16 protein-coding genes are annotated in these 18,246 nt (G+C 48.7%); 9 read left to right on the forward strand and 7 right to left on the reverse strand.

Features of this window, described 5'->3' with window-relative positions; genetic code table 11:
• Positions 1 to 14: 14 nt before the first annotated feature.
• Positions 15 to 1,088, reverse strand: a complete 1,074-nt coding sequence (locus ACYP03_RS15690; protein ID WP_459780891.1) for a DUF6765 family protein — start codon at positions 1,086 to 1,088, stop codon at positions 15 to 17.
• A 320-nt stretch (positions 1,089 to 1,408) separates the two neighbouring features.
• On the reverse strand, positions 1,409 to 2,017 hold the full coding sequence (locus ACYP03_RS15695) for a DNA-3-methyladenine glycosylase I (protein ID WP_459780893.1): 609 nt from the start codon (positions 2,015 to 2,017) through the stop codon (positions 1,409 to 1,411).
• A 516-nt stretch (positions 2,018 to 2,533) separates the two neighbouring features.
• Between ACYP03_RS15695 and ACYP03_RS15700 the strand changes: the two genes are divergently transcribed.
• Genes ACYP03_RS15700 through ACYP03_RS15710 form a run of 3 tightly spaced genes read left to right on the forward strand, consistent with a single transcriptional unit; the run spans position 2,534 to position 6,493 of the window.
• The gene (locus ACYP03_RS15700; RefSeq protein ID WP_459780894.1) at positions 2,534 to 3,772 is read left to right on the forward strand and encodes an ATP-grasp domain-containing protein; all 1,239 of its coding nucleotides are present in this window, start codon (positions 2,534 to 2,536) and stop codon (positions 3,770 to 3,772) included.
• Positions 3,757 to 4,968, forward strand: coding sequence for an MFS transporter (locus ACYP03_RS15705; RefSeq protein ID WP_459780895.1), 1,212 nt, complete (start codon positions 3,757 to 3,759; stop codon positions 4,966 to 4,968). The genes ACYP03_RS15700 and ACYP03_RS15705 overlap by 16 nt, the downstream gene beginning before the upstream one ends.
• A 4-nt stretch (positions 4,969 to 4,972) precedes the next feature.
• Positions 4,973 to 6,493 carry an FAD/NAD(P)-binding protein gene (locus tag ACYP03_RS15710; RefSeq protein ID WP_459780896.1) on the forward strand — a complete coding sequence of 507 codons (1,521 nt, stop codon included), beginning with the start codon at positions 4,973 to 4,975 and terminating at the stop codon, positions 6,491 to 6,493.
• A gap of 175 nt (positions 6,494 to 6,668) precedes the next feature.
• Here ACYP03_RS15710 and ACYP03_RS15715 read toward each other — a convergent pair whose 3' ends face one another.
• From ACYP03_RS15715 to ACYP03_RS15730, 4 genes are all read right to left on the reverse strand, one after another.
• Positions 6,669 to 7,079, reverse strand: a complete 411-nt coding sequence (locus ACYP03_RS15715) for a hypothetical protein (protein WP_459780898.1) — start codon at positions 7,077 to 7,079, stop codon at positions 6,669 to 6,671.
• Positions 7,080 to 7,346: 267 nt separating this feature from the next.
• Entirely contained in the window at positions 7,347 to 8,534 is a 1,188-nt protein-coding gene (gene thrS, locus ACYP03_RS15720; protein WP_459780901.1) for a threonine--tRNA ligase, read from the reverse strand.
• Between the two features lie 293 nt (positions 8,535 to 8,827).
• Positions 8,828 to 9,982: an alpha/beta hydrolase gene (locus ACYP03_RS15725; protein WP_330960166.1), complete on the reverse strand. Its 1,155-nt coding sequence runs from the start codon at positions 9,980 to 9,982 to the stop codon at positions 8,828 to 8,830.
• An 83-nt stretch (positions 9,983 to 10,065) separates the two neighbouring features.
• Entirely contained in the window at positions 10,066 to 11,100 is a 1,035-nt protein-coding gene (locus ACYP03_RS15730) for an AraC family transcriptional regulator (RefSeq protein WP_248142140.1), read from the reverse strand.
• Between the two features lie 190 nt (positions 11,101 to 11,290).
• Between ACYP03_RS15730 and ACYP03_RS15735 the strand changes: the two genes are divergently transcribed.
• The 6 genes from ACYP03_RS15735 (at position 11,291) to ACYP03_RS15760 (ending at position 16,296) form a co-directional block, all read left to right on the forward strand.
• The gene (locus ACYP03_RS15735; protein ID WP_459780904.1) at positions 11,291 to 12,565 is read left to right on the forward strand and encodes an MFS transporter; all 1,275 of its coding nucleotides are present in this window, start codon (positions 11,291 to 11,293) and stop codon (positions 12,563 to 12,565) included.
• Positions 12,566 to 12,674: 109 nt separating this feature from the next.
• On the forward strand, positions 12,675 to 13,286 hold the full coding sequence (locus tag ACYP03_RS15740) for a flavin reductase family protein (protein WP_459780906.1): 612 nt from the start codon (positions 12,675 to 12,677) through the stop codon (positions 13,284 to 13,286).
• A 22-nt stretch (positions 13,287 to 13,308) separates the two neighbouring features.
• Positions 13,309 to 14,349: a nicotinate-nucleotide--dimethylbenzimidazole phosphoribosyltransferase gene (gene cobT, locus ACYP03_RS15745; RefSeq protein WP_248142137.1), complete on the forward strand. Its 1,041-nt coding sequence runs from the start codon at positions 13,309 to 13,311 to the stop codon at positions 14,347 to 14,349.
• On the forward strand, positions 14,350 to 15,129 hold the full coding sequence (locus ACYP03_RS15750; RefSeq protein ID WP_459780908.1) for an adenosylcobinamide-GDP ribazoletransferase: 780 nt from the start codon (positions 14,350 to 14,352) through the stop codon (positions 15,127 to 15,129).
• A gap of 1 nt (position 15,130) precedes the next feature.
• Complete coding sequence (gene cobU, locus ACYP03_RS15755; protein WP_459780909.1) at positions 15,131 to 15,685, forward strand: bifunctional adenosylcobinamide kinase/adenosylcobinamide-phosphate guanylyltransferase; 555 nt, start codon at positions 15,131 to 15,133, stop codon at positions 15,683 to 15,685.
• On the forward strand, positions 15,682 to 16,296 hold the full coding sequence (locus ACYP03_RS15760; RefSeq protein ID WP_248142134.1) for a histidine phosphatase family protein: 615 nt from the start codon (positions 15,682 to 15,684) through the stop codon (positions 16,294 to 16,296). The genes cobU and ACYP03_RS15760 overlap by 4 nt, the downstream gene beginning before the upstream one ends.
• 76 nt (positions 16,297 to 16,372) lie before the next feature.
• Here the strand turns inward: ACYP03_RS15760 and ACYP03_RS15765 are convergent, their stop codons facing one another.
• A complete protein-coding gene (locus tag ACYP03_RS15765; protein ID WP_248142133.1) occupies positions 16,373 to 17,833 on the reverse strand; it encodes an aerolysin family beta-barrel pore-forming toxin in 1,461 nt (486 codons plus the stop codon).
• Positions 17,834 to 18,246: the final 413 nt, after the last annotated feature.

The raw sequence follows: 18,246 nt of genomic DNA on the forward strand, positions 1-18,246 counted from the left end.
CGGCGACCCTGCAGTTATGCCACACAAATGCCATAGGCAGGTAAAACATCCCGAATCAGTTCTAACCGGTAGGTTTTCAGCGCATCATGGAAAAATTTCCAGTCTGAAGAGAAAAACGACTCTGAATACTTGTAGTACGGTTTCCCATCCCGCACGATTGCCGGCCCTCTTGCTTTTTCTTTCCAGCTCTCCGGACCTGTTTTGTGAAACGTCAGCACTTCAGGCGCAAACCCAAAATCGCCGGTCGCAATATGTTGCAGCCATTGTTCGTGCCGCCGTTCACCATCCTCGTCATCAAAGGTACGCAGCGCACTTTCAATGAGATTTCGCTGTTGTGCCGTCAGCCCCGGCTGCTGATCAATCTTCACAGCATGATCCTGTGCGAGATAGCACTGTATCGCTTTACACATGGCATCAGCCGCCTGTACAAAGATTTCTGTATTGTCGCGCACCACGGTTTCGCCGGTTCCGTTCACATAAATCCAGCTTGCATACGGACGATCCGGAAAAGACAACGCAGCGCCATGCCCCAGAGGTGACGCAGAGGAAATACCATGCCGAAGAACGTCATTCCGGATCCGTTCCGCTAAACTCATATATTGCGCCGACTCAATGGATTCAACGCGATTAATATCGTGAACCACACCGGCAAAACCCTGATGGGCAAAAGTATCGGCGTAAACATGCATGGCAATCCCCAGCATGTGCAACGCATAAGGCTTATGCCAGTGTGTCGCCACCATTCTCAGCATATCTCTTGCCACCGGACTGTCCGGCATACAAATCAGCCGATTGATAAAACGGCCTTCAGGCGGGTGACCCGCTTCATTTCCATGGTTTCCGGGCAAAAAATGAAAAGGAATCCAGACCATGTGGTTCGAGAGTTTAACCGTGTTCCGGTAATCCAGCATCTTGTGTGCTGACACAATGCGATCAAACATCGCACCATTTTCAAAATAGATAGGATTTTCATTTGTTGCTTCATCAACATACTGAGCACAGTAAGCCACAACAGATGCTTGGTGATGATTTAAACCTGCATAACGGGCGACAACATATGTCATCGCGTGATGGCCATCGATTTGCATGTTTGCCTCCGGAAAAATTCTGTCAACTGCGGAATACACCCGGATTCAGATGTTCCGTTATTTCCGCGCATAGGAAATAGATGGGAGGTAAAATCTCATATGAAAAGTATGGTTTTATTTTTATTCTTTAAGTGACGGATAAGTACCACTATCATGTAATTGACAATAATGATAATTACCTTGAGTCATCCATCAAAAATGTGTCTTTCCTGAAACAGGACAGAATAAATGGGAACCGTGACCTATCTTTATTTAAAAAAAGAAGCAAGGCTGATAACCCTGCTGCTTTTTGTATTCAGTTCACGACCTGGAGACAACATTTATTCCGCAGGACGTTGAAATGAGGCCCTTAACTTTTCTGCTTTTTCCCGGAATGCACAACTTTCAGCATGATCATTAATCAGCCCCATTGCCTGCATGAAAGCATAAACCGTCGTTGGCCCGACAAACTTCCACCCCCGTTTTTTCAGTGCTTTTGAAAGGGCTTTCGATTCTTCAGAAACAGACAATGACTGTGGCGTCACGCCTGTCGTATCAGGCTCAAAACGCCAAAAGAAAGCTGCCAGAGAACCCTCTTCTATCACCATTTCCACCGCGCATTTGGCGTTATTGATAGTCGCTTCAATTTTGCCCCGGTGCCGGACAATGCCTTCATTCTGAAGTAAACGCTCGACATCTTCTTCAGAAAACTGAGCCACCTGGTAAAAATCGAACTGCTGAAATGCTTGTCTGAAATTTTCCCGTTTCGTCAGAATCGTTCGCCAGCTCAAACCCGACTGAAACCCTTCCAGACATATTTTTTCGAAGAGACGCTGATCATCGCTTACCGGAAAACCCCATTCGTGATCATGATAATCCATATAATCTTCGGTGGCACTGCACCATGAGCAGCGTAATTTTCCGTCCGGTCCTTCTATCAGCTCAGTCACTTTAATCCCTCCAGTGTCGGTATTTTCTGAAAATTAGTTTTGGGTTGATCTCATTCACGATATGCCTGATGAATACCAAGATATCAGGCGGTCACTTCATAGCTATGATATTGAAAATAAATTTACAACCAAACAACGCAGAAGCACAGCAATAAAGCAGGAATCTGCCGCACCTCACGGCTAAAGACTCCCAGTCTTTTTAACCAGCCAGATCCGTGCACCAAAAACCCACTGACGCTTCACCTCTGAAGCACTTTCACTCGTCCAAATCCCTTTTTTATTACTGATAGGTTCAGTTGTTAAGGCAATGATTTTGTGTTGTAAGGGGATCATGATCGCAATGTTGCATATGGTTCTGGAATTATCATTCCAATTCACAGATGAATGGGCAAGTATCTCAACCGACATGCAGTCATATGAACCATAAAAATATAAATTTACTGGTTTATATATCTGCAATTTTTCTGAAAATTAAAAATAAAACACCAAAACAAAAATCATATAAAGAGGATAATTATGTCAGCGCTCATCTTATCCAGTAAAAAATTTATTCTGTCCATTCATCCCCGTATCCGGGATGCGTATTTTCATGGAGACAGTCTTTTAATCACAGAGTCGTTATCTGCCGGAAACAGGAGCGAGCTGGCAGCTCATTTTGGCCGAATCATCGAATTGGACCATTATTTTTCCCACTCGGCGACGGAGCTTTTGCAACGGCTCGCCGACATTGATCTACTGTCTTCCATTGACATAGTCATTGCCTTTTCGGAAGGCGACATCCTTCGTGCCGCAGAAATACGGGAAACGCTTGGCATCCCCGGACAGCGACAGGAACAAGCCATCCTGTTCCGAGACAAAATCCTGATGAAACAACACGCAGCACGGTATGGCGTGGTCACTGCGATGCCGCAGGATGCAATTCACGTCGTCAACTGGCAAGCATTGCCTTACCCCATTGTGGTCAAGCCAAAAGCCGGACGTGGCTCCCAGCACACATTCAAAGTCGACTCTTACAAGCATTGGCTTGAGGTGAATTCAGAGATCGATCCGACTGACATGATCATTGAGCCCTACGTCACCGGAGAAGTCTTTCACGTCGACGGTCTCGTCGTGAACGGAAAACTGTCGGTATGCAGCCCGGCCAGATATGTCGGCAACTGTATGGATTTCGTCGGCGGTCAATGCCTTGGTTCATACACGCTATCTGAATCAAACCCGCTTTATCGGCCTTTAACTGAATTCAGCAGATATCTGCTTGAGCACGTCTTCCCGACGCCCAGGCATTCCCTTTTCCATATCGAATGCTTTGTCGGGAAAGACAATCAGATCACCCTGTGTGAAATTGCCTGTCGTCTGGGTGGGAATGATCTCCTCACTGAAGTCGAATTGGCCTACGGGGTGAATGTCGTCGAGGCATATTTACATGCCGAATTCAGATCAGAGGCGCTTTGCCCCAGCCCCCGGTCTCCGGTACAGATCGGCGGACGCTTCCAGCTTCCTCCGCAGTCAGGTCAGCTGGCCTGTTCCCAGACACCGTTCAGGCATGAAAACGTCGTCAAGTATCAATCCCGGGCAGTGTCAGGGAAAAACTACAGCGCGATGGCCATGTCAAATGACGCCCTGATACACGTTGTTGCCAAAGCCGACAGCGAAATGAATATGGAGAAACTTTTCCTGGCCATTGAACAGTGGGCCGCAGACGAATTCATCTGGTCAAAGAATACTGAGGAGGTCACGCAATGCATGCTGAATTAATTGCGGTTGCGAGAAATCCGCAGTATCGCCACTTCTGGGTGGCGAATATCATGAGCAACGGGGCGATTTGGATCCAAAATACGACGTCTTCAATCGCTTTAACGCACTTATCGACCTCAGCTGTTGTGAATTCGCTGGTTCAGGTCGCAGCAACCCTGCCTTTCTTATTGTTTGGCATCCTGGCAGGTCAGGTGGGCGACAAGTACAGCAAGCCGCTGGTCCTGACTGTCGCTCAGCTCAGCCTGGGTCTGGTTTCATTGACGCTTGCAGCCGCCACCTGGTGGGGGCTGCTTTCGCCTGCCTTGCTGGTTGGAGTGACCGCTGCATTTTCTGTCGCAACCGTCTTCCGTATGCCTGTTGCACAGGCCGGAATCGCACTGACTGTGCCCAGAGACCAGGTCAGGCATGCAGCCGTTCTCAACAATCTGGGGTTCAATATTGCCCGGGCTGTCGGACCCGCGATTGCCGGGTCGCTGTTACTTGCGCTCGCCTATTTCCAGGTTTATCTGCTCACTGCGGCGATGCTGCTTGCGGTGGTAGCCTACTTTTTGTATGGGTTTTATCACGAGCGAAACACTACGACAGAACAAACAGAGTTCATTTCGTTCCGTGATACCTGGAAACATATTTACACATCCACCCTGTTCCGTCGCTGCACATTCGATGCCTGTATTCTGTTCTTCGCAGGCAGTGTGATCTGGTCAATGATGCCTTTCATTGCCAAGTATCACTTAAATCAGAGCACAGCAGGACAAGGCAGCTTAATGGGCGCAACCGGTCTGGGAGCACTCTTAACCGTTGTCGTCTTGCCGGCTGTGCTGAAATTCCGCCATAACCACCACAGCTACTGGCTGTGCTACAGCCTGATGATATCGTCCATTGCAGCCATCTGGCTGAGCAGTCATCTGACGCTCATCTTTGTCGCGCTCATGATATTTGGACTGAGCTGGAGTATGGCTGTGACCCTGCTGAACGGAGAAATCCAGTCTTCCTTTCCACGGCAAATGCTCTCCCGTGTGATTGCGATCTATCTGATCGTCATGTATCTGGCTCAGGCAACCGGATCGCTCTGGGCAGGACTGGTCAGTCAGTTCTTTGAAACCCGTGCCGCACTGATGTGCTCGGTCGTTGTTTTAGCTCTGGGTCTGGGTTTACGAACCCTGATCTTTGCATCCACTGATGATGATAAGGAATAGAATGATGAAACGAATCACGTTAACCCTTGTGGGCGGCGGCGCATCATCACTTGCTTTTCTTGATGCTTTTACCCGTCATTGGAGTGTTGTTCAAAACCAGGATGTTGTGATTTTTGTCATGGAGAAAAAAAGTGTATGGGGGGTTGGCAATGCCTATGCTGAGGACAGCCATTCCAACCTGCTCAATACGCAGGCTGGGCTGATATCCGGCATACCCGGACAACCCGGCGACTTCATGCACTGGCTGAAAGCTCACCCGTTAAAATGGCAGGCGGATTTTCCTGAGCTGAACATTGATGCATCCACCTATGCGCCGCGTGCCCTGTTCGGTCGCTACATGCAAGACCGATTCTTCCGTGTGATCCGGCAAGCCGCAGAAAAAAATATTTTCATCGTGACCGTTGCTGCATCTGTCACGTCGATCTGTGCTGACGACGATTCAACCCGGTACATCGTATCCACAGAATGCGGACATCAATTGCCGAGTGATGCGGTGATTCTGGCGTGCGGCACACATACAAAAGTTATGGATAGCGCACAGCAGCAAGGCAAAATCTTTTCCAGTCCGTATCCCGTACGTTCAGTAACCCGTGCCATCAATGAGCATGATAACGTTGTCGTCTTCGGAGCACGACTCAGCGCCATCGACATCGTCGTTGGACTGATAGAACGGGGTCACAAAGGAAAAATACAGTTACGGTCACGGGGAGGCTTTTTCCCTAGCGTGCGGGGAACACAAGGGACGTACCGAAATCAATTTTTATCGTCAGCCTATATTGAACAAAACTTCGAGACATTATCACTTGCTCATCTGGCACAGCTATTCCATCTCGAACTCAGCCACTATCGGAAAAATTATGAAGATACACCGGAATCGCTGCAGTTTCCCACGCCACCAGTGACTGATTTTCGGCATTACCTCCGAAAAGAAATTGCACTGGCCGATGGCCCCCGGGGCTGGCAAGCGATTCTTTACAGCGCGAACACCGCTCTGGATATCATCCGCCGGAAACTGGCTGAAGAAGACAAACGACGCTTCTTCGCTGAAAGCTGGTCCAACGCCATGGCATTGCGGGTCTCGATCCCGAAAGAGAATGCTGAAAAATTGCTGGCAGCGGTTGAATCCGGACAACTGAGCTATCAGACAGGCCCTGATTCAAAAGTTGCTGATTCACCTGCAGATGTTGTTGTGTATGCCACAGGGAATGCCCGCGATCTGACCCAGGCGGACTCCCCTTTATTGCATCACATGTTTGCGTCTGGACTTGCCGTCAGCCACCCTCATGGCGGGTTACAAATCCTCAACGAAACCTATCAGGTGCTTGATCACAGAGGATTCGCGCATCCCAAGATTTTTGCATTGGGTGAAATCACTAACGGCAACTTTTTGTATACCAGTGCGCTGGATCTGATTGTTGAGCATGGCTCACGATGCGCCATCTCGGTGATTGCTGCTTTGACGCAACCAGAACCGCCCACGGAAGATTCCCCCTGGGAGCATGAAGTTGGAAATGAAGTGAGATAAATCGCGCCGTGCAAAACAGGCGGCCTGTGAAAAGCCGCCTGCTTTTTCAATCTAATCCCCATCACAGCTTTCAATCAATAAGAAAAACCGTCCGTCAGCACTTAAGACGAAGCTGTTTTCAACCATTGAAGCTGAAATTTAAAATCAAAGCATTCCTTTCTACAGACATTCTTTTCTACAGATTTGACTTCCATGTTTTTAGTCCATAAAAAAGCGTCAATAGTGGTAAGAACTTCCCGGAAAATATAAAAGTTATCCCCAAAAAAGCGAGAATACCGGCCGCCTTATCCTGATCAGAAAACAAACTTAACAACAGGCTGGAGTTATAATCCTCTGTTTGATAGACGAAAAACACACCTAATGCCTTCAGGCACACCAATAGCAATATCGACAACAGAATGCCCTTGAGACATTTTTTACTTTCAGGAAATTGACTCACTTTCAAAGCATATAAGCACCAAACAACACTCACTGATAAAACAATATACCCTTCCAGTGAATAGAAAAAACTAAGGAATATCCCACCAAATACTGCAAAATATGAGGCCAAAATTTTTACTTGTTCTTTTTCTTGTACTGATTTCATTTATCCCTGCACTGATTACAATCATAAAAACGCCTCATTTTACGCTGAATGACAGCCAATCGCATCCCTCGACCCACAACGCAACACATCAGCATAGCAAGCCAATACTCTGTTCACGAATATCCAAGTATCCGCCAGATACTTGGATATCATTGTGAAACATCCATTTTCACAGCTTTTACCAGACAAGGTCCCTTTTCAGCAGCACTTCTGAAATGGAACAGACGCTTATCTGTTGAGTCTGCGTATCCGGACACTTTCAGTCATTCAAGCAGTTTTCTGGAAAGCCAACAGTGCTTCCACTAACTTAGATGTCTCTATCGCTGTCACTTTTTTACCACGCCGAAGCGCGACTTGTGCTGTCTCGATTTCCTTTTCTCCGACAATCAGAATGTTGGGGATTTTCATCTTATGAAATCGTTTAATCTTACGGGCAACACTGTTGTGACTGTGATCAGCGATGACGTGCAGACCCGCAGATTCAATCAGCGCCACCAGCGAACCTGCATATTCATCTGCAATTTCACCGACTGTCGCCAGTGCGACCGGCACCGGATGAATCCATTCCGGCAATGCGCCCTGAGTCACTTCCAGCAACATGCCAAGCCAGCGTTCAATAGAGCCGTACATAGCCTGATGGAGAATTACCGGGCGTTCTCTTTCACCTTCAGCATTTGCGTAAGCAATATCGAACCGTTCGGGCAGATTAAAGTCGAGCTGAATTGTGCCGCATTGCCATTCCCGGCCAACATTATCTGTCAAAGCCAGTTCAATCTTGGGACCATAGAATGCGCCTTCACCCACCTGTAATTCATAATCCAGTGATTGAGCCTGACAGCCCTCCATCAGAATTTGTTCTGCCTGTTGCCACAGCGCTTCATGGCCCAATGCCGCTTCCGGCCGAGTGGAGATTTTGACGGATAACTGCTGATACCCATACTGGCTGTAGACGAGCTGGGCGCGTTTCAGAAATTGGCAGACCTCATCTTTGGCCTGCGACCAGGCACAGAACACATGCGCATCATCCTGAGTAAACTGCCGCAGACGCAGACAACCATTCAGCGAGCCGGACGATTCATTCCGGTGAACCAGTCCGAACTCAAACAACTTCACCGGCAGATCGCGATAGCTGTGTACCCCGCGTTTGAACAGCAAAATGTGCGCCGGACAGGACATCGGTTTCAGAGCATAATCCAGCTCATTTTCCTGATCACCGCCGAAAAACATATTCTCGCCAAACATCGACAAGTGACCAGAAGTCTGCCACAAATCCTTTTTCAGAAACTGAGGTGTCCGCACTTCCTGAAACCCATGGGATTGATAAAGATTCCGGATGTGATCCTGAATGCTTTGAAATAAACGCCAGCCGTTCGGATGCCAGAAGATCATACCCGGACCTTGTGGTTCAGAATGAAACAGGTCAAGTTGTTCTGCAATTTCGCGATGTGATTTCATGAGTTTCTTTCCTTCTTCAGGTTTGTGAAACTCTGAGCGAAACGCGGGGGATATAACAATAAAAAAACCCTCTGGCGAATCGCTCAGAGGGTTTGAAAAATCTTGTGTCGTGCCTACCCCCCGAACAACCTGCTGGTTTCGGTGGTGGTGGTTTGTTGAACTGGCTTCGCCAGTGGAGAAATTAATTTGATCTTCATCATGTTGTTTTTCTATCAGACTCAATTTTGAAATGCAAATGAATTCTGTTGCATCCAGTCATTCAGTCATTCAGTCATTCAGTCATTCAGTACCGGTTATTTCACCTCGAGTGTCAGCGCTTCATGTTCCGGCCAGACCAGATCGGTGTCTTTCAGATAATGACCAAAAAATGTCGCCATACTCTGCTTCTTGATCTGGTGCATTTGGTCAATATCAATTCCTGACGGATAACCAACAACCCAGCGGTTCTGATCCATAAAATCACTGTGGGTCGTATGGGCGATGGTCAGCAGATAGGTCTCGTGGCCGTTATCAGCAAACGCCTCAGCTAACGTCTGCTCTGGCGTTTGCATGAGCAATAATGGTTTATTGAGTGGCTGTTCGCGCACCTTCCCCAGCAACAAGCCATCCATATTTGCACTGGCAACACAGGCTGCGATTTGCGCACAACTGTTCATCGCTGCCGACCCGCCCAGACTGTAGCCCAGCGTGCCTATCCGGGTGTCATCCAGCTGATAGTCAAATAATTCCGGATGCCACGTCAGCCACTGATAAACATAAAAAACATCATGAATAATTTGCGGCGCGATCACCTGATCAAAATAGGCAAAGCCCTTATCCGTGTCTACATCATCCGAGTCTTCTGGCACATAAGCGCTGATCGCGCTGCCATCCTGGAAACTGGCAATCCCGGATATATATGTATGGTTGATAGACACGACAACATAACCCCGGCTGGCAAGGTCTTCGAGCAATTCGGTATTATCCACTTCAAATAAAAACGCACCATGAGAATAGATCAGAACCGGCCAGCCCGTACCCGACTCGGGGGGCGCGATTTGTGCATTCGCCCGTGACCAGGACAGGATACTGCTTAACTCAAATTGATTGGGATGAATGGGTTTATCTTCGGGACGAACACGTTCCAGATAACTAATCTGATGTCCCCACGAATCAAAATATCCCTGATACTGACCCGAGTTCTCTTGTGTCGGGTAAAACACTTTTACAGGCAGACGGCGTGTTGTCTCAGGAACCGGACTCATCCCATCAGGTCCGGCATCCAGTAAATCGAAGGCTTTCACGCCAACCCGATATGGGCCGCCCGGCGCCGGATACACATGTGCCGCAGCGTTTTTCCCCTGATTTTCTTCCGGTGTTTTCTCTGTCGTGTTGTCATCTGAATGACACCCCGCCAGTCCCCATAAAACGACGATCATACAAGTTCGGAAAAGTAATTTGGGTTTCATGGTCATCTCCTTATTCAGAAACTCCAGAATAAGAAGAACCCTGTAAAAAGCGTCCGATTGGATGAATCAGACGTCCGAATTCGCTAATTCGGACTTTGAATCCGAGCTTTATACTGCGATGGTGTGCATTGCTGATACTTCTTAAACGCCGCATTAAAGGTTGATTTCGAATTAAAACCGGCTTCAAAAGCCATTTCCAGCACCGGTCTGGACGGTCGTTTTAACAGCAATTCACACACATGCGTAATTCGCCGCTCATTCACCAGATCATAAAATTTGACGCCCAGAACCTGATTGATCGCCTGGGTCAGCAAATAAGGTTTCACGCCCAGTTCCTGCGCCAGTGATGACAGGCTGATATCCGCATTCAGGAAATATTGCCGTTCATCCATAATTGCCAGAATGTCGTGACTGATTGCCTGCATCAATGCATCAGGCTGTGCTTCTGATTTATCCAGATCGGGGCCGGCCATAACCTCAAACTGAAGCAGACCAGGATGAATCAGCAGACAACAGGTGATGACAAAAAGCACCAGCGATATCGCCAGATGCGGCAGCGGCAATTGCGTATTCACACTGGCCTGAGGCACCACCATCGCGACTGCCAGTAACAGGCTGAAGCTGATTCCCCAAAGCACCACCAGATTAGCTGGTGACAACTGAGCCTGAAACAACATTTGCTGCGAATGATATCGCCAGATCAGTCGCATGCCTGCCGCGCTGTAACCCAGATAAAACACCACCAGCAGCCCGGCTGCCAGATAATGTCGCATCACCGGCTGGATTTCAGCCGGTGACCAGAGCAAATCCGCACACAGCAGACTCATAACAACGAGCGGAACGAAATGAATGCCATCCCGTCGTGTGACTGATTTTCCGGTAATACACTGGCGGATAAAAAGTAAAAAGAGTACCGGATAGAGCACGGGCCACATCATATTCAGGCGCGATGTCAGCCAATGTTCATGCCATGCCAGCAACAGACTCAAATCGATTGCAAAACACAGATGAATCACGGCCAGCAGCCAAAACGATCCCTGCTCCCTGCTTTTCTTCACTAAAAAAATACCAAGAACGATACTTTGAATGATTCCCGCGACAAGAATTGCAGTCACCATGACAGCCTCCATCACATACTGTTTATTCCTTTGACCGACTGATTATGAACAGAAAAGGCGTCGATAACTGTGACAGTTTGAGTCTTATGCACCCGATTGATTTATTGATATGATGTCGCCCTTCAATGAAAGCAGGAACACCGGCCGAAAAATATGGCTTCGGCTTTGTCTCACGGAAAAGGAACTCCGATTGATTTATAAACGCCTGATTGAATTACTCTCGCCGTACAAAGGATTGCCGGGAGATATCTATTCTATTGCCGTCGCACGATTCATTCTTGGTCTTGGAAATTTCATTATTCCGTTTATGACCCTCTTACTGACTCAAAAGCAGGGCTATTCCACGACGATTGCCGGTACGCTGGTCATGATTGTCACCGGGACATATATGATGGGGGGATTAATTGGCGGGAAACTCTCAGACACCTATGGTCATAAACGCACCATGGTCTGGGGGGAGTTATTCGGCGCACTGGTGTTACTGGTTTGCGGGTTCTTTTCCGAACACCACGTGATTGCTCCCGCGCTCATGTTCCTTGCTTATTTCTTTATCGGTATTGCCTTGCCGGCCAGCAACGCATTGGTTGCAGGACATTCCAACCCACAGAACCGGGATGCTGTGATGTCGCTCAGCTACCTTGCTTATAATCTGGGTTCTGCCGTCGGCCCCGTGGTCGCCGGCTACCTCTTCTGGCATCACACCGCCTGGATCTACTGGGGGAACGGCTTCGCTGTACTGATCGGCATTCTCATCGTGATGTACCGCGTCAGTGACGAGCATCATGCCACCGAATACACTGAACTTTCTGCATTGGAACACGCAACTGACAGCTCGGTATGGACTGTATTTCGCGAACGTCCGAGACTGCTGGTCTTTGGCGGACTCTGTACACTGCTCTGGTTCGCACTGAATCAGATGACGATGACCGGCCCTTTGTACTTCAGTCATGTGTTCACACAGGATGGCGCGGTCTTATTCGGACAACTCATGACGTTTGCCAGCGTCGTCGTTGTGGTTGCCACCCCGTTGCTGATGCGGCTCACCAACAATCAAAGTGAACTCAGCAGTCTGGCAATTGCCGGGGGGCTGTTCGCCATCGGCTATGCCATGATCATGCAATGGACAGCTGTCTGGGTGATCTTTTTCGCCTGGTTCCTGTTATCTGCCGCCGAAGTCTTCCTGCTGACGAAAGAAGGAGTCTATCTGGCAAACCATTCGCCCAGCAGTCACCGAGGACGGATCAGCGGTATTTTGATCACGATCCGAAACATTGGATTGATGCCTACATATGTCTTCATCGGTGCCTATATTCAAAGTAATGGTTATACAAATGCCTGGATGATGATTATCAGCGTGGCAGCTCTGGCTGCAACAGGGTTCTGGCTGCTTTCGTTGCAACAACGGTCAGCACAAGAGTCAACCGCGTCCCCTGCGGCAATCGTTCCGACGGAAGATGGACACTGATACGTCAGATTCAGGCATCGGATGCCATTTCTAATAAATAGATCAATCACTTTGCTTTCAAAGCAAAGCGGCAGGTACACTGCATGAAACATTGAACATGGAAGCCACAATGAATATTGACGTTTCAACCATGGCGCCCAGCCATATTTATCATCTGATGACCCAAACCATCGTCCCTCGCCCGGTGGCCTGGGTTCTGACCGATGCAGGTGATGCAAATTACAACCTGGCGCCATTTTCATATTTCACGGCCGTTTCAAGCAATCCGCCCCTGCTCATGCTCTCCGTCGGCAAGAAACCCAACGGTGACATCAAAGACACCACGCGTAATGTCATGGCGACGGGCCGTCTCGTGATTCACATCGCTCCGACAGAACTGGGGGAACAGGTCACGGCGACCTCTGCAACCCTGGATCACCGAGTCTCTGAAGTGGAAACCAATCAGATTGAGCTGGCGGAATTTGAGGGATTCGACCTGCCGCGTGTTGCAGCCTGTCCGGTTGCATTCGGCTGCACACTCTTTGAAATCAAAGAGATTGGCAACACCCCGCAAAGCCTGATCTTCGCTGAAATTGAGCAGATCTATCTGGATGAAAACATGATTGACCGCAACAGTGAACGACTCAAGATAGATGCGCTCAAACTTGATCCGATTTCTCGCCTTGGTGGATCGGAATACGCCCGGCTGGGCGATGTATTCACCGTAAAACGTCCTGATTAATCCAACAGCAGAGCACGCAAATATGACCTTAGATAATCGCCATACCTCAACCATTCAAGAACGCATCGACCAAAAAACGAAACCCACAGGTTCACTGGGACAACTCGAATCCACGGCTTTACAGCTTGCACTGATTCAAAGTCAGGGACAGCAGAACGCTGTCCGTCAGATTCACCTGAATCAGCCGACGATGCTGCTGTTTGCCGGAGATCACGGCATTGCGAAAGAAGGCGTCAGCATTGCTCCGAGTGAAGTCACACAGCAAATGGTGCTGAATTTTCTTGCCGGCGGTGCGGCGATTAACCAGTTTTGCCGGTTAAATGCGATCGACCTGAAAGTCATTGACTGCGGGATTCTGCTGCCGGTCGATACCGACAATCCAAATTTCATTCTGCAGCGTCTGGGGACCAGAACCCAGAATCTTGCCCAGCAGGCGGCTATGACTGAAGCGCAGGTCGCACAGGGGCTGGAACTGGGGGGTGCAATTGCACGACAAACCATCGAATCTGGCTGTAATTTACTGATGTTTGGTGAGATGGGCATTGGGAATACCAGCAGTGCTTCTGCACTCCTGGCAGCGCTCAGCCAAACCAACGTCGCCTATTGTGTCGGAAAAGGCACAGGCATTAACGATGCGCAGCTGCTGAACAAAGTCAGCCTGATTCGTCAGGGGGTTACCCGATATACTGAAAACGGAGAACCTGATGCATTCAGAGCGCTGGCTGAGCTGGGCGGTTTTGAAATTGTTCAGATGGTCGGTGCTTTTCTTGCCGCCAGTGAGCAGCGTGTCCCTGTACTCGTCGACGGGTTCATTGTGTCTGTCGCCGCTTATATCGCAACGCTGCTCAATCCGGATGCACGGGATATCATGATTTTTGCGCACCGTTCTGAAGAACAGGGACACCAGAAAGTGTTAGCCCTGCTGGAAGCTGTGCCATTACTGGATTTGGGATTACGACTGGGTGAAGGCACTGGGGCTGCCCTGGCATATCCGCTCCTGCAGGCCAGCGCTGAATTTTACAATCACATGGCCAGTTTTGCCGATGCCGGAGTGACGGTATAAATGTTCAGCCTTCGCTATCAGGCGCAACTGTTTTGTCTGGCGGTTTCATTTTTCAGCCGCCTGCCGATTCCGGCATCGACGCCCTATTCGGACGAACGTATGAACCGTGCAGGGCGATATTTTGCTTTAGTCGGACTGTTGCTGGGCACTCTTTGCGCGGCCATCTATTCGGTGGCCGCTCACTGGTTTCCCGCACAGATTGCGGTTTTTCTCGTCATGGTTTGCAGTTTAATGCTGACAGGTGCATTTCATGAAGACGGTCTGACCGACATGGCAGATGGTATCGGTGGCGGCATGACCACAGAACGCCGCCTGACCATCATGAAAGACAGCCGTATCGGTACCTATGGTGCTGCGACCCTCATCATGGCTTTGCTGGGCAAGTTCATCATGCTCAGCTATCTGGCCACAGAAACCGGACTGGTTGAAGTATTGATCGTCGCCTACACGCTCAGCCGTGCTGTGGCAGCAACACTGATTTTTGATATGCGTTATGTCAGCGAATCTGACACCAGCAAAAGCAAACCACTTGCCAATGCCCAAACAGTTCCTGAACTCCTCTGCCTGATTGCAACGGGTGCACTGGTCAGCCTGTTCTTCACGCCTCAGTCAGCAATCGCCCTGCTCATCACTGCCGGGTTGTTTCGCTTCGCTTTTAAAGCCTGGCTGAATACAAGACTTGGCGGATTTACCGGAGATTGTCTTGGCGCAGCACAGCAGTTGATGGAGCTGTTGATCTACCTGATCCTGATTGCCTCCGTCCATCATCAGGGGGGATAACATGGCGATCATGTCAAAGGTCAGTCTGGTCCTGGGCGGAGCGCGCTCAGGCAAATCATCCTTTGCAGAAAAACTGGCACAGCAAAAACTGAGCCCGGGGAAATCACTGCATTATGTCGCCACTGCAACAGCATTTGATGAAGAGATGCAGGCGCGGATCCAGCATCATCAGCAACAAAGGGGCGATCATTGGATTGAGCATGAATGTCCGCTGGCATTGCCCGCGCTGCTCTGCACCCTGACGTCTGATGATGTCGTACTGATCGAATGTCTGACGCTGTGGCTCAATAACCTGATTTTTTCACTGGGAGAAAGGTGCAGTCATGACGCACTGGAAGAACAGATTGCGGAGCTTATGGATGCAGTCAGAACCTGTCCTGCGGAGCTGATTTTTGTCTCGAACGAAGTCGGCCTCGGCATCGTTCCGCTGGGTGAAATCAGTCGTTATTTCGTCGACAATGCCGGCCGCATGAATCAGCAGATTGCCGCCATCGCTGAGGACGTCACCTTTGTTGCGGCAGGACTACCGCTGAAGCTGAAAGAGGCGTCAAAGTGACAACATTCACCATCACGCTCGTCCGGCACGGGAAAGTCAACGGACCGGCGGCTTTATACGGCTCAACAGATGTTGATGTTCAGGAAGACATCAATCAGGCCATCGCCAGTAAAATCAGACATCAGCCTATTTCTTTCGAAACCGTTATCAGTTCGCCGCTGCGTCGCTGTTGGTCGCTTGCCAACCAGTTGGACACAGAGCAGCCATTGATCTCCGAACCCGGATTTCAGGAAATGCACTTCGGTCTGCTTGATGGCATCCCCTTTGACCTGGTCACAAAAGACAGCCCTGAATGGCAGCAACTGGAGCAGTTCTGGCAAAACCCGGCCAGTACCCGTTTGCCGGAAGCCGAAACGCTTGAAGACTTTTACCAGCGCGTCTCGGATTGCTGGTCTCAACAAATTGCACGGCTGAAGGGGAATGTGCTGATTGTCACCCACGGCGGTGTGATTCGTGCCATTCTTGCCGACGTGCTCGGCCTCGACTGGCGAAATCCGGCCTGGTATTCAGGCTTATCCATCAGCAATGGCAGCATCACACAGATTCAGGTGACGCATTACGACAACCAGATGTATTTTGCCGTCAAACAAATTGGTTCGGTGCTGAACTGACGAATCACAATCGTAAAAAACCGGAAACCACTGGTGGCTTCCGGTTGTTCTTACAAAAGAGGCTGATTTAACTCAATTAAACGCCTGTACTTTCTTTTCTCACAGAGACCTGGACATCAGTCAGACCTGCGTCTTCCAGCTGATCTTTGATGCTTTTCTCCATGGTCGCCATGTTGCTGTCGCCTTGCGGCAGCGGAATTTCTTCAAAGTACAGTTCACCAGTGAACTGATCTTCTGCGTAGAACTGACCTTTGATTCTGGCTTTCTTCGGTGACAACACTTTACCCAGCCAGTAACGGGTGTCGTAAGAACCCGCATTTTGCGCGATCCAGTTCCAGTCCCAGGTTTTGTTCATGCCCGTGATATCACGGTGATCCCACTGGAATTCCAGACTCTTCTCTTGACCTGCAAAACGGCCAATCGCAAAGGTCGTGCTGAAATCAGGTCTGTCTTCCGGATGCCACAGCAGACCATTGCCTGACCAACGCATGAAACCGTCGAAGCCCAGCTCATAAGACACATCGGCATCGAACACGTACGGGTAAGAAATATCAGCACGATACACATTCAGCAGCACTTTCAGTGCGCTGTTCGCAGGCACGGTCGGTCTGGCCTGAATGGTCACGCGGTTGCTTTCTTCACCGCCGCTGGTACTGCCCCACCCTTGTGTCGCGCCAATAGTGACCTGAATCGACTTATCCACACCACCTGTCACGTTCGGGCTTTTAAACGTACTGCTCACTGCAACACTTTCACTGAAACTGTAGCTGTTGTTTTGTGACCAGCTTGTCGAGGTGTTGTAGCTGATATCGATCACATACTGCTGTTCAATACTGGTTTTATTGATCGCCGTCGACGAAATGGTATTCACCAGTTTGCTGTTCGAATTCACAACAGAACCATCGACTTTAAAAGACTTCGGATCCATGGTGTACGAGAAGTTTTTCACCGAAATGGTGCTCATATCCTGACAACGGTACCCTTCACACGGGCCATCATTCCCACGGATCTTCCACGCATTTGCATTGCTGTCCCACCAGACTTTCATGTCTTCACCGACCTGAGAACCTTTCGGACCGCCAACCCAGGCATAACCCATATGGTGTGCCAGGTATGCGGCAGGCAAAATGAAATTATCCTGATCATTGACCAGCGTCCATTCAACCCGCTCTTTCGAGCCCTCATCAATGGTGACAGAAGGGAAAGTTAAAATGTTGGTTTCTGCATTCAACGGATAACAGGCTGTATGATCAGCGCTGCCTTCCTTGATTTCACCCTGATAACCCGGGCCCATGATGATCCAGCCATCAGCCAGCGTGACATAAGACCATTTGCCGATTTTATTCATGATCGAATCGCGGAAACGCAATGCTTCAGCACGTGTTACCGGTCTGAAATCCGCTTTACAAACTTCAGGCCCAAGGTTGTAGTGAATTTCTACTTCCTCAGGATAGAAAGCACTGGTTTCCAAAGCAGCCGCGGCTGAAATGTGACCAAATGGTATTAAAAATATGAAAGGTGCTATTTGTTTTTTCATTTTTGCCTTCTTGTTCATTGTTATTTTTGTATCAATAAATTCGCACAAGCCAATGAATAATACATTGTGCACATATGCATTAATTCTTATACCAACCCAATGTTTTTCGAGTCAACAAAATATTTATCATCAAAAAAACTTTATTATGTTAATGAAATAATCTGAAATAATTGTTGATTCATTTATCTGAAAATTCAGATATTATAAAAACATAATAATTAGTTTAATATTTAACCCAATAAAACCGACAACAAAAAAACATAAAAACAAACAGTTAACTCATCATTGCATATAGAACGCTCGGTTTGTTTAGGACATAAAACCAATTCAAAATGTTAAATTTTAAATAGTAAATCCAAAAATCACGTTGAAAATTCATCTTAACCAGAATAAAAACCTGACGCCATAATTGT

It is taken from the genome of Photobacterium sp. R1 (assembly GCF_054600795.1).

What these genes read in the sequence shown, in the direction of transcription:
- ACYP03_RS15710 (WP_459780896.1), top strand. Translation starts at nt 4,973, where the DNA reads ATGAAACGAATCACGTTAACCCTTGTGGGCGGCGGCGCATCATCACTT.
- ACYP03_RS15715 (WP_459780898.1), bottom strand. Translation starts at nt 7,079, where the DNA reads ATGAAATCAGTACAAGAAAAAGAACAAGTAAAAATTTTGGCCTCATAT.
- cobT (WP_248142137.1), top strand. Translation starts at nt 13,309, where the DNA reads ATGACCTTAGATAATCGCCATACCTCAACCATTCAAGAACGCATCGAC.
- ACYP03_RS15740 (WP_459780906.1), top strand. Translation starts at nt 12,675, where the DNA reads ATGAATATTGACGTTTCAACCATGGCGCCCAGCCATATTTATCATCTG.
- cobU (WP_459780909.1), top strand. Translation starts at nt 15,131, where the DNA reads ATGGCGATCATGTCAAAGGTCAGTCTGGTCCTGGGCGGAGCGCGCTCA.
- ACYP03_RS15725 (WP_330960166.1), bottom strand. Translation starts at nt 9,982, where the DNA reads ATGAAACCCAAATTACTTTTCCGAACTTGTATGATCGTCGTTTTATGG.
- ACYP03_RS15690 (WP_459780891.1), bottom strand. Translation starts at nt 1,088, where the DNA reads ATGCAAATCGATGGCCATCACGCGATGACATATGTTGTCGCCCGTTAT.
- ACYP03_RS15765 (WP_248142133.1), bottom strand. Translation starts at nt 17,833, where the DNA reads ATGAAAAAACAAATAGCACCTTTCATATTTTTAATACCATTTGGTCAC.
- ACYP03_RS15750 (WP_459780908.1), top strand. Translation starts at nt 14,350, where the DNA reads ATGTTCAGCCTTCGCTATCAGGCGCAACTGTTTTGTCTGGCGGTTTCA.
- ACYP03_RS15700 (WP_459780894.1), top strand. Translation starts at nt 2,534, where the DNA reads ATGTCAGCGCTCATCTTATCCAGTAAAAAATTTATTCTGTCCATTCAT.
- thrS (WP_459780901.1), bottom strand. Translation starts at nt 8,534, where the DNA reads ATGAAATCACATCGCGAAATTGCAGAACAACTTGACCTGTTTCATTCT.
- ACYP03_RS15705 (WP_459780895.1), top strand. Translation starts at nt 3,757, where the DNA reads ATGCATGCTGAATTAATTGCGGTTGCGAGAAATCCGCAGTATCGCCAC.
- ACYP03_RS15730 (WP_248142140.1), bottom strand. Translation starts at nt 11,100, where the DNA reads ATGGTGACTGCAATTCTTGTCGCGGGAATCATTCAAAGTATCGTTCTT.